Source organism: Streptomyces sp. NPDC087901 (assembly GCF_044742205.1).
Lineage (GTDB): Bacteria > Actinomycetota > Actinomycetes > Streptomycetales > Streptomycetaceae > Streptomyces.
On record NZ_JBIUUC010000001.1, the window covers coordinates 287,891 to 301,107 of the forward strand.

A 13,217-nucleotide genomic window follows, 5' to 3' on the forward strand; every position below is an offset into this window, starting at 1 on the left:
GGACCTTTCAGCTCAGCCAGGGCAGCATGGGATCGACCCAGCCGGACGCGAGCAGGGCGGTGAGCAGGAGCGTGGCCGTCACGGCCAGTGTTTCGGGCCAGCGCCTGGGCAGCACCGAGGTGCGCCGGCCGCGCCCGAGCCGTTCGGGCCGAGCGGGAGCCGAGGGGCGCAACCCGGTCAACAGGTCCCTGATCAGCGGGACGTTGATCTGCAGCTGCACCAACAGGTAGAGGCCGAGTCCCCAGTTGGGCTCCCAGCCGTTACGGGAAACCGCCAGGGCGAGACCGCCGGCCGCCGCCCCCGTGGAGCAGCAGAGCCAGCCGAGCGAGACGAGCACCACCCGGTGCGCCATCGTGCCGGGCTTCCCGCCACCGGCCCCGGTGGGCACCCACGCGGTGCTGCGGCCGCGCAGGGTGTGCAGGAAGGCGGCCCCGGCGGCCACGCTCGTCAGGACGTTGGCCCGGATCACCTCGATCCGCCAGCGGGTCCGGCTGATCCGCGGCAGCAGCACATGCCAGAGCCACAGCGGCGCGAGGAGCGGCAGCACGTGCCAGGGCCGGATGTGGTCCGGGTACCAGAACATCATCACCAGCGGCGGCAGCGGGGCCGCGAAGGTGTTCACCACCGTCGTCAGATAGCCGACGATGCCCTCGTAGAAGCAGAGCCGCATCCGCCATGGGGCGCCCATCCGCCCGAGCACCGGGGTCCCCATCAGGTGCAGGTTGCCCATCGCCCAGCGGTACTGCTGGTTGAGATACGAGGCGAGGTTGTCCGGCGAGGTCCCCTTGGCCACCAGCACCGGCACGTACAGGGTCCTGAACCCCTGCTCGTACAGGGCGAGTCCGGTGTACAGGTCCTCGCTGTGGTCGAGCCGGGCGAAGCCGCCGGCCAGATCGATGGCGCTGCGCCGGTAGACCGCGTTGCTGCCGCAGCAGATGGCCGCGTCGCTCGCGTCCCGGGAAGGCTGGATCCAGCGGAAGAACCACTCCTGGGCCGACCCGGCGGCGCGCTGGATCCAGTCCATCGTCCCGTCGGTGTCGAAGCACTGCGGGCTCTGCACGATGCCGACACCCGGGTCGGCGAGATACGGCACGAGATGGCGCAGGAAGTCGGGGCGGGGGGCGAAGTCGGCATCCAGGATGGCGATGTACTCGGCGCTGCTCAGGGTGAGCGCGTGGTTGAGGTTGCCCGCCTTCTTGAGGTGCCCCCGGTCGGGCCGGACGACGTAGCGGTACCCGTACGAGGCCGCCAGCGCGGCCACTTCGGCGCTGTCGGCGTCGTCCAGCACCCAGACGGTCAGCGCGCCCGGCCACTCCATGGCCGCGACGGCCCGGTAGGCGTTGTCCAGGACCGGAAGCGGTTCGCCACAGGTCGGCAAGTACAGGTCCACGGAAGGGAGTCCGGGTGGGTTCCAGGCGTGTACGAGCACCTCGTGCGAGCGCCTGGTCAGCCGGCGCTGGCGCAGGCTGTTCACCGACGAGAGCGCGAGCGCGACGACGTTCAGGGAGAGCACCGCGAGAAAGGCCCACAGGGCCGGGGTGCGCAGGGCGAAGGTGAACATCGTCGCCGCCGTGAGCACGAAGGCGAGAGAGGAGCTGATCAGTACCCAGCGGCGCTGCGGCCCGAAGTACCAGTAGAGCTCCTGGTCGGACGGAGGTTGCGGCAAGTGATGCACGGTCATAAAGCCCCCCACGGCTGTGCATGTCCCGGTATCTGGGGACCCACCCTACTGCCAAAGGTATAGACCAATTGCCGCCCGGCAGGGAATGCGATGCCAGGTTGGCGCAATTCAAGTGGTCTGGACCTATTCGACGTTCACTGTCGGGTGGAGCGGGAAGTTCCAGGTCGCGCGGGGGTGAACGGGCGCCCAACTTCCGGCGGGGGCTCGCGGCAGGTCCGGATCGGGGCCCCACCGGGCCGGCTGCCGCACTCATGGAACCACCGGTCCGGTGCCGGGCGGCCCGGACCGCCCACCGCTTCATACGACCGGCACACTGCGCACACTCCACGGCACAATGGGTTCATGCCGATACCCAGCCGCTCCGCCCTCGTCGAACATCTCGTCCGCACCCGCATCGCGGGAGATGTCGCGACCCCGCGGGACAACAACCTCTCCCACTACCGCAAGCTCGCCAACGGCGACCGCCACTTCTGGCTGGGACTGGAGCTCGGCGACCGCTGGCGCGACGAGCAGGACGTCCTGGCGGTCATGGCGGAGCGGTGCGGGGTGAGCGACGACCCGGAGCACCGCTTCGGGCAGGACACCATTGATCCCGAGCTCACGGTCGACGCCCTGGAGCGGGCCGCGGCCCGGCTGCGGAAGGCTGCCGACGGTTCCGAGCGGGTGCTCTTCGCCACCGGCCACCCGGGCGGGCTGCTGGACGTCCACCGGCAGACCGCGGCCGCGCTGCGGGCGGCCGGCTGCGAGATCGTGACGATCCCGTCCGGGCTGACCGCGGACGAGGGCATGGTCTTCCAGTTCGCGGACGTCGCCGTGCAGGAGCGCGGCGCGACCCTCTGGCACACCCACTCCCCGGCTCCCATGGCGGCGATCCTGGACGGCCTGGAGCGGGAGGGGCGCCCCATGCCCGACCTGGTCGTCGCCGACCACGGCTGGGCCGGGTGCGCGGCGCAGCGCGGACTGGACGCCATCGGATACGCGGACTGCAACGACCCGGCACTGTTCCTGGGGGAGTCCGAGGGCACCCTCCAGGTGGCCGTCCCGCTGGACGACCATGTGCTGGACCCGCGGTTCTACGACCCGATGACGGACTACCTCCTGGACGCGGCCGGACTGCTCTGAGCCGAGGGGCGAGGGGGCGAGGGGCGAGGGGGCCAGGGGGAGCGGCCGAGGGTCAGGGCCCGTCCGGTGGTGCGGGGGTGGCGCGGGCGTACCGCGCGGCGAGGTCGCGCAGGTGGGCGACCAGCTCGGCGGGCTCCGTCACGGTGAAGTCGTGACCGAGCATCCCGAGATGGACGGCGAGGCTGTCCAGCGAGTCCGCTCCCGTGGCCAGCACGCAGGTGTGCTCGTCGACGGCCTCGACCACGCCCACCGCCGGGTTGATCCGCTCCAGCACGGTCGCCGCTGGCGCGTGCACCGTGACCCGGGCCCGGTGGCGCCAGGCCGCCGCCGACGCCTTGCCCGCCACATAGGCGGCGGCGTCCCCCTCCGGGTCCTCGCGCGGCGCGAAGCGCGGGCCCGACGGCGTGCGCGGCGTGATCCGGTCCACCCGGAACATCCGCCAGTCGTCGCGGTCCACGTCCCACGCGACGAGGTACCAGCGGCGCCCCCAGTTGACGACGCGCTGGGGTTCGACCAGCCGGCGGGTCGGCGTCCCCGCATGGTCCCGGTAGTCCAGCCGGAGGCGTTCGCGGTCCCGGCAGGCGGATGTCAGCGTCATCAGGAGCTCGGTGTCGATGCCCGGATCGGCGCGGTCGGCGGGCACCGGCACGGTGTACTGCTGGAGCGCCCGTACCCGCCGGCGCAGCCGCGACGGCAGCACCTGCTCCAGCTTGGCCAGCGCCTGGAGCGAGGTCTCCTCCATGCCCGGCATCGCGCTCCGCGCGACCGTGCGCACGGCGATCGTCACCGCGACCGCCTCGTCGTCCTCCAGCAGCAGCGGCGGCATCGCCGCCCCGGCTGCCAGCCGGTAGCCGCCGGCCGATCCGCGGGTGGCGTCCACCGGGTAGCCGAGGGTGCGCAGCCGCTCGATGTCGTTGCGCACGGTGCGGCTGCTCACCCCCAGCCGTTCGGCGAGTTCGGTGCCCGGCCACTCGCGCGGCGACTGGAGCAGGGACAGCAGTCTGAGGAGGCGTGCGGAGGTTTCCAGCATGGTCCGGACACTGCTCCCTCATTAGGAACGAACCTTTCCTGATGCCATCCTATATTTCTGTCCATGGAGAACAGCAGCGCCACCGCAGCCCGCACCACCGCAGCCCGCACCGCCCAGGACGCGGCCGCCACGGAGGTCCGTCCCTTCCGGATCGAGATCCCGCAGGCCGACGTCGACGACCTGCGCAACCGCCTCGCCCGCACCCGCTGGAACACCGGTCTGCCGGGCGTCGAGGGCTGGACGCGGGGTGTGCCCGCCGACTACCTGAAGGACCTGGCCGCGTACTGGGCCGACGGATTCGACTGGCGCGCGGCTGAGGCCCGGCTGAACGGGTTCCCGCAGTTCCTCACCGAGATCGACGGCCAGGACATCCACTTCGTCCACGTCCGCTCGGCGAAGGCCGGCGCCCCCGCACTGCTGCTGATCCACGACTGGCCCGGATCGTTCGTCCAGTTCACCGACGTCATCGAACCGCTCTCCCGCGACTTCGATGTCGTCGTCACCTCCACCCCGGGCATCGGCTTCTCCGGCCCGCTCACCTCGACCGGCTGGACCACCGGCCGGATCGCCGGGGCGTTCACCACCCTCATGGACCGGCTCGGCTACGGGCACTACGGCGTGCAGGGCAACGGCGGCGGCGCCTGGATCGCCGCTGAGATGGGCCGTCTCGCCCCCGACGCCGTCACCGGCATCCACGTGAACGGCCTGGTCACCTTCCCCTCGGAGGACCCGGCGGACTTCGCCGGACTCACCGAGTCCGAGCAGACCCGGCTGGAGCGCCTGCAGAACTTCCGCGACGACAAGATGGGCTTCAACGCCATCCAGTCGACCCGCCCCGAGACCCTCGCCTTCGGCCTGCACGACTCCCCGGTGGGGCAGCTGGCCTGGATCACCGAGAAGTTCAAGGAATGGACCGACCCCGCGAGTGAGCTCCCCGAGGACGCCATCGGCCGCGACCACCTGCTGACCAATATCAGCGTGTACTGGTTCACCGGTACGGCGGGCTCATCCGCACACCTCTACTACGAGATGGCCCACGACCCGTCCGCGTGGGCGCCGAAGGGCCGCGGCACCGTCCCGACCGCCGTGGCCGTCGCGCTGCCGGCCGACGTCGCGATCCGCCGGTTCGCCGAGCGCGACCATCACGTGGTGCGCTGGACCGAGTTCGACCGCGGCGGCAACTTCCTCTCGCTGGAACAGCCCGAGCTGCTGACCAAGGACGTCCGCGAGTTCTTCGCCGGCCTCGCCGAGGACCCCGCGGGCCCGGCCTGATCCAAAACCCAAGGCCCTAAGGGCTGTCGGGTGACTCCTCGCCGGGCCCGGCCACCGGATTTCCCCCGGCGGCCCGGGCCCGGCGCCGCTGTTCCAGACCCGGCGTCGGGTCGAGGTACACCCGCCGGATCGACGGATACCGCTCCCGCAGCTGCTGCTCCGCCTCCTCGCAGGCCCACTCGACCTGCTCGGCACTGGCCACGTCCCGGAAGTCGACCTTCGCGGCGATCAGGATCTCGGTCGGGCCCTGGATGAGCGTGGTCAGTTCCAGTACGTCGATGATGTGCGGCACCGAGAGCAGCTCCTCGCGCACCCCCGCCCGCATCGACTGCGGAACCGGCCGTCCGATGAGCAGTTGGGCGTTGGACCGGCCGAGCACCCAGGCCACGTACACGAGCAGCGCACCGATCAGGATCGACGCGACACCGTCCCAGACGCCGGACCCCGACAGCTGGCCCCCGAGCAGCCCGCCCGCGGCCAGCAGCAGTCCCACCAGTGCCGCGGAGTCCTCCATCACGACGGCCTTGACCGCGGTGTCCGGGGTGAGCCGGAAGTAGCGCGTGGCGGGGGTGCCCAGCCGGACGGCCTCCCGGCGCACCTGCCGAAGCCCGGTGCGCAGCGAGTAGCCCTCCAGCAGGAAGGCCACGGCGAGCACGATGTACGAGATGAGAGGGTCGCCGAGCTCCTCGCCCGCGACCAGGGTGTGGATGCCGTCGTAGACCGAGAAGACGGCGCCGCCGACGAACGTGGCGACGGAGGCGAGCATCGCCCAGATGTACCGCTCGGGGCCGTAGCCCAGCGGGTGTTCCTCGTCGGCGGGCTTCTCGCTGCGCTTGAGCGCGGTGAGCAGCAGCACCTCGGTGACGGTGTCGGCGACCGAGTGGGCCGCCTCGGAGAGCATCGCGCTCGATCCGCTGATCAGCCCCGCGACGGCCTTCGCCACGGCGATGCCGAGGTTGGCGACCGCCGCGACGATGACGGTGAACGTGGACTCGCCACCAGGAGTTTTCTCGTCACTCATGGTGGGGAGTATGTCCGCAGCCGGGCCGGGCATGTCCGACGCGTGGCCGTGCGGCCCGTTCAGTCCTCCCGGGGGACCCGGACGACGCCCTCCTGGATGACGGTGATCGCCAGCCGCCCGTCCTGGGTGTAGATACGGGCCTGGCCGAGCCCGCGCCCGCCGGACGCGGACGGTGACTCCTGGTCGTACAGCAGCCATTCGTCGGCCCGGAACGGCCGGTGGAACCACATCGCGTGGTCCAGGCTCGCCCCCACCACGTCGCCTACCGCCCAGCCGCCGCGCCCGTGGGCGAGGAGCACCGAGTCGAGCAGCGTCATGTCGGAGACGTACGTCGCCATGCAGACGTGCAGCAGCGGGTCGTCCGCCAGCTTGCCGTTGGTGCGGAACCACACCTGGGAGCGGGGCTCGCGCGGTTCGCCGACGGTGCCGAACGGCGGGGCGTCGACGTACCGCAGGTCGACCGCGGACCGGGCTTCGATCAGCCGGTCCACGACATCGGGGCTGCTGAACCGGTCCGCGTACCGCGGCAGCATCTCGGCCGCGGTGGGCAGCGTCCCGGGGTCCGGCGCGGCCGGCATGTCCGCCTGGTGCTCCAGCCCCTCCTCGTACGTCTGGAAGGACGCCGAGAGGTGGAAGATCGGCTGCCCGTGCTGGACGGCGACGACCCGCCGGGTGGTGAAGGAACGGCCGTCCCGGATGCGGTCGACGCTGTAGACGATCGGCGCGCCCGGGTCCCCCGCCCGTAGGAAGTACGCGTGCAGGGAGTGGGCGGGCCGGTCCGCGGGGACGGTCCGGCCCGCGGCGACGAGCGCCTGGGCCGCGACCTGTCCGCCGAAGACGCGGGGCACGATCGCCGAGCGGCTGGTGCCCCGGAAGATGTCCTGCTCGATCTGCTCGAGGTCGAGGAGATCGAGCAGATCGAGCAGGGCGGCGTCTGGTGGTGCTGAGCTCATGGAGAGAACGTAGCCGCTCTACAGGCCCATGGACTTGGCGATGATCGACTTCATGACCTCGCTGGTGCCGCCGTAGATGCGGTTGACCCGGTTGTCCGCGTACAGGCGGGCGATCGGGTACTCGTTCATGAAGCCGTAGCCGCCGTGCAGCTGGAGGCAGCGGTCGATCACGCGGTGCGCGACCTCGGTGCAGAACAGCTTCGCGGAGGCGGCCTCGGCGGCGGTGAGCTCACCGGCGTCCAGCGCCTCCAGCGCGCGGTCGGCGACGGCCTGGGCCGCGTCCACCTCGGCCTGGCAGGCGGCCAGTTCGAACTTGGTGTTCTGGAACGAGGCGACGGTCTTGCCGAAGACCGTGCGGTCCTGCACGTACTCCTTGGCGAACCGGACGGCGGCCGCGGCCTGCGCGTACGCACCGAAGGCGATGCCCCAGCGCTCGGAGGCCAGGTTGGTGCCGAGGTAGCCGAAGCCCTTGTTCTCCTCGCCGAGCAGGTCGTCGACCGGGACCTTGACGTCGACGAACGCCAGCTCGGCGGTGTCGGAGACCCGCAGACCCAGCTTGTCGAGCTTGCGGCCGATCGAGTAGCCCTCGGACTTGGTGTCGACGGCGAACAGGGAGATGCCGAAGCGGCGGTCGTCCTCGCGCGGGGCGGAGGTGCGGGCGCAGACGATCACACGGTCGGCGTGCACGCCGCCGGTGATGAAGGTCTTGGAGCCGTTGAGGACGTAGTGCGTGCCGTCCTCGGAGAGCTTGGCGGTGGTCTTCATGCCCGCGACGTCGGAGCCGGTGCCCGGCTCGGTCATCGCGAGGGCCCACATCTCCTCGCCGGTGGTGAACTTCGGCAGCCAGCGCTTCTTCTGCTCGTCGGTGGCGAGCATCTTGACGTACGGGAGGCCCAGCAGCGTGTGCACGCCGGAGCCGCCGAAGGAGACGCCCGCGCGGGCGGTCTCCTCGTAGATGACGGCTTCGTACTTGTGCGAGTCGATGCCCGCGCCGTCGTACTCCTCGTCCACCGTGATGCCGAAGACACCCAGCTCGCCGAGCTTCAGGTAGAAGTCGCGCGGGGCCTGGCCGGCCGCGAACCAGTCGTCGTACACGGGCACGACCTCGGCCGCGATGAAGGCGCGGATGGTCTCCCGGAACGCCTCGTGGTCCTCGTTGAATACCGTACGGCGCACGGGGTGCCTCCCTGGTCGGCTTCGCTCGGCTTGGCTAAGCGCTTGCTCAGCCTTGGTTAAAAGTTACCCGGCGGTCACCGGAGCTGTCCAGGGTGATGCTGAGCACGCCGACGGGGAGGGCGTCGATGCTGCGCCCGGGGCTCGGATCCCCGGGTGTTGGATGCCGCTCGCGGGGCTGGGGCCCTCGGGTGTTGCTTTCCGTTCGCGGGGCTGGGGCCTCCGGGTGGCGAGGGCTGTTCGCGAGGCTCGGGCCTCCGGGTGCCGGATGTCGTTCGCGGGGCTGGGGCCTCCAGGTATCGAAGGCCGATTCCTGGTGCCGCCTCAGATGCCGAGCCGGGCGGCGATCCCGTCGAGCACGCAGTCCAGGCCTGTCTCGAACGCCCAGGTCGCGTCGTCCTTGCGGGTCGCGCGCTGCCCGTAGCGCTGGTACGTGGGGTAGCGGCCGGTGTCCATCAGGTACATCATCTGCGGCGCCAGGCCCATCCGTGTCTCGTCGCCGGAAGACCAGCCGGCCGACTCCGTCCACTCCCGCAGGGCCACCTCCGACTGTCCCGCGCCGTGGGCGAAGGCGCTGACGGTGCGGAACGCGACCATCATCGTGTCCTCGTCGAGGCCGAGTCCGTCGAGCGCCGCAAGCTGCCGTTCGGCGATGGCCAGCCGGCCGGGCGTGAGCACGAAGAGGTGGGTGGGCAACTGCCCCACCCACGGATGCCGCAGCATCGCGTCCCGGGTCAGCAGGCCGAAGGCGCGCAGCACCTCGCGCCACTGGGTCACCTCGTCGGGGATCCGCATCTCCGTGGCCACCCGCTCGGCCATCAGCGCCCACAGGTCGTCCTTGCCGGACACGTGACGGTAGGCGGCCATGGGGGCGACGCCCAGTTCCGTGGCGAGCCTGCGCATGGTGACGGCGGCGAAGCCCTCGGCGTCGGCGATCTCCACGGCCACGGCCCCGATCCGCTCCAGGGTGAGCGAGGCGCGGGGTGCGGCCGCCGGCCGCTCCAGGCGCTGCCAGAGGGATGTGTCCGGCCCCGTCCTGCTGCCTGTCCGGCCGTCCTTGCCGCTGTCCTTCTTCTGGTCGGCCATGGACAGGCTCCTCTCGATAGGCGGTCAGCGTACAGCGTATCCGTCAGTAGACGACGTACACATGGACGTGTACGTTGTACGCCACGGGATACGCAGTACACATTCGCGGCTTCCGATTCCGCGGCTTCCGATTCCGCGGCTTCCGATCGCCGCTTCCGTATTCATTGCTTCCAGGGGGACCCATGACCAGCACCCGCCCGCAGCTCCGCGTCGCCGTCGTCGTCGGCAGCACCCGCGAGGGCCGCTTCGCTCCCGTCGTCATCCAGTGGCTGAAGGGACACCTGTCCCAGCGCGACGACATGACGACGGATGTCGTGGACCTCGCCGAGACCCCGCTGCCCACCGTCCTGCCCGCGTTCGGGCAGCCGCCGGCGCCGGGTACGGAGGAGGCCCTCGCCCTGGTGTCACCGCGCCTCGCGGCAGCCGACGCGTTCGTCTTCGTCACGCCGGAGTACAACCACAGCTTTCCCGCGTCGCTGAAGAACGCCATCGACTGGCACAACGAGCAGTGGCACGCCAAGCCGGTCGCCTTCGTCTCCTACGGCGGCCTCTCCGGCGGCCTGCGCGCCGTGGAACAGCTCCGCGTCGTCATGGCCGAGCTGAACGCCACGACCATCCGCAACACGGTCAGCTTCCACAACGCCTACGGACTGTTCGGTACGGACGGCACCGTCGACGACGCCCAGGTCGACGCGGCGGCCAAGGCGCTGCTGGACCAGCTGGCCTGGTGGGCGCACGCGCTGCGGGACGCCAGGGCCGCAGCCCCGTACGCGGCCTGACGACTCATCACCGGATACGGGGCGACCATGAGCCAGCACACGAGCGACACGCACGACCGGCAAGGACCTGAGGCCACCGAGCCACCCGCCGACGAGAGCGGAGGCCCGTCGAAACTCGTCCTGTTCGGCCTCCTACTCGGTCTGATGCTCGGCCTGCTCGACGGCACGATCGTCGGCACCGCCCTGCCCACGATCGTCGGCGACCTGGGAGGCCTCGACCACCTGTCCTGGGTGGTGACCGCCTATCTGCTCACCGCCTCCCTCTCCACTCCCATCTGGGGCAAGCTCGGCGACCTGTACGGGCGCAAGGGCAGCTTCATCTGGTCGATCACGGTGTTCCTCGCGGGCTCCGTACTCTCCGGGCTCGCCCAGGACATGGGCCAGCTCATCGCCTTCCGGGCCGTGCAGGGACTCGGCGCGGGCGGCCTCATGGTCGGCGCGATCTCCATCATCGGTGTCATGCTGCCGCCCTCCCAGGCGGGCCGCTCGCAGGCGATGATCGGGGCCATGATGCCGGTCGCGCTGGTCGGCGGGCCGCTGCTCGGCGGCCTCCTCACCGACCAGCTGAACTGGCGCTGGGTCTTCTACGTCAACGTCCCGATCGGCGCGCTCGCCCTGCTCGTCGTCGGGCTGCGCCTGCGCCTGCACACCGAGCGGGTCAAGGCGCAGATCGACTACGCGGGGGCCGGCCTGCTCTGCGCCGCCATCCTGGCCCTCACCCTGCTGGGCAGCTGGGGCGGTACGACGTACGCCTGGTCGTCACCGCAGATCATCGGCCTCGGCGTGACCGGCGCCGTCGCCCTGGCCTGGTTCGCCCGGGTCGAGCGGCGTGCCGCCGAACCGATCATCCCGCCCCGGCTGTTCGCCGACCGCAACTTCACGGTCGCCCAGGTGCTCACGTTCCTGGCGGGCGCCGCCATGCTCGGGGCGTCCGCCTACCTGCCGCAGTACATGCAGTTCGTCCGCGGCGCGTCCTCGACGGCCAGCGGCATGCTGCTGCTCCCGCTGATGGCGGGGATGTTCGGCGCGCAACTCCTGACCGGGCGGCTCCTCGCCAACGGCGGCCGCTACCGCCCCTATCCCGTCATCGGCGGCGCGCTGACGGCCGTGGGCGCGCTCGTCCTGCTCACGACGGGCACCAACACCCCCACGGCCGTGACCTCCGCACTGACCCTGGTGCTCGGCGTCGGCATGGGCCTGCTGATGCAGAGCACGCTGCTCGTCACCATCAACAGCGCGACGCCGCGCGACATGGGCGCCGCCACGGGAACCGCCACCCTGGTCCGCACGATCGGCAGCTCCCTGGGCATCGCGGTGCTCGGCGCCGTGTACACGAGCCGGGTCCACTCGGCCGGTATGCCCGAAGGCGGTACAGCCTGGACGCCCGAGGCGGTGCGCGGGATGCCGGACGAGGTCCGGGACGCGGTACGGACAGCGGTCACCGAAGGCCTGCACGGGGTGCTGATCGGTGCCGCGCTGCTCGGGGCGGTGATCTTCCTGGCGGCCTGGCTGATGCGGGAGGTGCCGCTCCGGAAGGAGTGACCCGCGACCCGGGCTGCGGGGCCCTCGCTGCCCGTCAGGCCGGACGGCTGCCCGGCACCTTCCACCACAGGAGCCAGGCGCCGGTGGCGAGGAGCAGCATGTTGGCGGCCATTTCGGCCGGGGCCTCGCTGAATCCGGTGCGCGCCGAATGTCCGAGCAACCCGGGCAGGACCAGTTCCTTGGTGGCGAAGTACAGCACCAGATCGAACGCGACGAACGCGGGCCAGGCTGCCGCAGGGTGCCAACGGGGCCGGGGCACAGCCTGGATGAGGCAGAGGGCACAGGTGATCAGAACGATGATCGGCATGTACTCCGAGTCCACCTCGTCGAGGTAGTTCCACGGCAGCGTGGCGCCGAGGGTCCACAGGAGGGCCATGCAGCCGACGAACCGGACCGCCATCGCCTCGAGGGCGCCGATACGCGAGTTGGCTGTCCGGCGGGCCGGGCGGGCCGGGCGGGCCGGGCGGGCCGGGCCGTCGGGCGTCGTGGCGGGGGGCGGTGACGTCTGCGTCGGCCAGGCGGCGGGTCCGGGCGCCTGGGGCGGCCGCGGCGGGTGCCATGCCCCGCCGGGAACCCCGGCAGGCTGCGGCGTCGGATCCACGACCTGGGTCGGGGTCGGGACGGGCGCGGCCGTTCCGGTCCGTGCCACCTCTTCCAGCGCGACGAGCGCCTGCTCGGCCGTGAGGCGACCTGCCAGGTCCTTGGTCATCAGCGCGGCCAGCAGCGGCCCCAGCGCGCCGGCGCGTACGGGCGGCCGCGGCTCCTTCGTGGCGACGGCTATGCAGAGCGCACCGAACGTGTCCCCGCTGAACGGCGGTTCGCCCTCGACAGCGCAGTACAGCGTCGCGCCCAGCGACCACAGATCGTTGGCGGGCGTCGGCGGCCTCCCCTCCAACTGCTCGGGAGGCATGTATGCGGGGGTGCCCATGACCGAACCGGTGCGGGTGAGGACCGTGTTCGCGTCCGCCATGTGCGCGATGCCGAAGTCGGTGATGATCACCCGGTCGCCCATCAACAGCACGTTGTCCGGCTTGAGATCACGGTGGACGATGCCGGACGCGTGCGCCGGCCGAAGGGCCTTCAGCATCGCCGCCCCGATCTCCGCCACGCGCTGGACCGGCAGCGCACCGTCGCGCGCGATGAGCGCGGCCAACGACATGCCGGTGACGAGCTCCATGACGATCACGGGCGCGCCCTCGTGCTCGACCACGTCGTGCACGGTGATGATCCCGGGGTGATTGAGCCGCGCGGCAGCCCGTGCCTCACGCACCACGCGCTGGAGGAAGTGATGGCGTTCGTCGCTGGTCAGCCCCTGCGGAAGGAGCACCTCCTTCACGGCCACGTCCCGTTCGAGAGCCGTGTCCCGCCCGCGCCATACCCGGCCCATGCCGCCCTGGCCGATCAGCTCCACGAGCTGGTACCGGCCTCCGATCAGTGCTCCGCCCGCTGCTTCCACGGGAGCTGACCCTAGCTTCATTCCCCACGCGTAAAGGTGCGTTCGATTACTTCCGCGATGACCTGCACGGGCACCGACCGGCGCTGCGACCGAAGCGGGGTC

11 protein-coding genes are annotated in these 13,217 nt (G+C 71.2%); 4 read left to right on the top strand and 7 right to left on the bottom strand.

Annotated elements, in window-relative coordinates; translation table 11 throughout:
• Positions 1-7: 7 nt before the first annotated feature.
• Positions 8-1,681 carry a glycosyltransferase family 2 protein gene (locus ACIOEW_RS01280; protein ID WP_401960302.1) on the bottom strand — a complete coding sequence of 558 codons (1,674 nt, stop codon included), beginning with the start codon at positions 1,679-1,681 and terminating at the stop codon, positions 8-10.
• A 342-nt stretch (positions 1,682-2,023) separates the two neighbouring features.
• On the opposite strand from ACIOEW_RS01280, the gene ACIOEW_RS01285 reads away from it, so the two are divergent.
• On the top strand, positions 2,024-2,803 hold the full coding sequence (locus ACIOEW_RS01285; protein ID WP_362551622.1) for a phosphatase: 780 nt from the start codon (positions 2,024-2,026) through the stop codon (positions 2,801-2,803).
• A 52-nt stretch (positions 2,804-2,855) separates the two neighbouring features.
• Here the strand turns inward: ACIOEW_RS01285 and ACIOEW_RS01290 are convergent, their stop codons facing one another.
• Entirely contained in the window at positions 2,856-3,833 is a 978-nt protein-coding gene (locus ACIOEW_RS01290) for a helix-turn-helix transcriptional regulator (protein ID WP_401960304.1), read from the bottom strand.
• Positions 3,834-3,896: 63 nt separating this feature from the next.
• Between ACIOEW_RS01290 and ACIOEW_RS01295 the strand changes: the two genes are divergently transcribed.
• On the top strand, positions 3,897-5,105 hold the full coding sequence (locus ACIOEW_RS01295) for an epoxide hydrolase family protein (protein WP_401960305.1): 1,209 nt from the start codon (positions 3,897-3,899) through the stop codon (positions 5,103-5,105).
• 16 nt (positions 5,106-5,121) lie between these two features.
• Here ACIOEW_RS01295 and ACIOEW_RS01300 read toward each other — a convergent pair whose 3' ends face one another.
• The 4 genes from ACIOEW_RS01300 to ACIOEW_RS01315 form a co-directional block, all read right to left on the bottom strand.
• A complete protein-coding gene (locus tag ACIOEW_RS01300; RefSeq protein ID WP_362551631.1) occupies positions 5,122-6,126 on the bottom strand; it encodes a cation diffusion facilitator family transporter in 1,005 nt (334 codons plus the stop codon).
• A gap of 59 nt (positions 6,127-6,185) precedes the next feature.
• Positions 6,186-7,079 carry an acyl-CoA thioesterase II gene (locus tag ACIOEW_RS01305; RefSeq protein ID WP_362551634.1) on the bottom strand — a complete coding sequence of 298 codons (894 nt, stop codon included), beginning with the start codon at positions 7,077-7,079 and terminating at the stop codon, positions 6,186-6,188.
• An 18-nt stretch (positions 7,080-7,097) separates the two neighbouring features.
• A complete protein-coding gene (locus tag ACIOEW_RS01310) occupies positions 7,098-8,255 on the bottom strand; it encodes an acyl-CoA dehydrogenase family protein (protein WP_362551637.1) in 1,158 nt (385 codons plus the stop codon).
• Between the two features lie 321 nt (positions 8,256-8,576).
• Positions 8,577-9,338, bottom strand: a complete 762-nt coding sequence (locus ACIOEW_RS01315) for a TetR/AcrR family transcriptional regulator (RefSeq protein WP_401960309.1) — start codon at positions 9,336-9,338, stop codon at positions 8,577-8,579.
• Between the two features lie 182 nt (positions 9,339-9,520).
• Between ACIOEW_RS01315 and ACIOEW_RS01320 the strand changes: the two genes are divergently transcribed.
• Positions 9,521-10,117 carry an NAD(P)H-dependent oxidoreductase gene (locus tag ACIOEW_RS01320; RefSeq protein ID WP_362551644.1) on the top strand — a complete coding sequence of 199 codons (597 nt, stop codon included), beginning with the start codon at positions 9,521-9,523 and terminating at the stop codon, positions 10,115-10,117.
• Positions 10,118-10,144: 27 nt separating this feature from the next.
• Positions 10,145-11,659: an MDR family MFS transporter gene (locus ACIOEW_RS01325; RefSeq protein ID WP_401960313.1), complete on the top strand. Its 1,515-nt coding sequence runs from the start codon at positions 10,145-10,147 to the stop codon at positions 11,657-11,659.
• A 34-nt stretch (positions 11,660-11,693) separates the two neighbouring features.
• Here ACIOEW_RS01325 and ACIOEW_RS01330 read toward each other — a convergent pair whose 3' ends face one another.
• Positions 11,694-13,115, bottom strand: a complete 1,422-nt coding sequence (locus tag ACIOEW_RS01330; RefSeq protein ID WP_401960315.1) for a serine/threonine-protein kinase — start codon at positions 13,113-13,115, stop codon at positions 11,694-11,696.
• Positions 13,116-13,217: the final 102 nt, after the last annotated feature.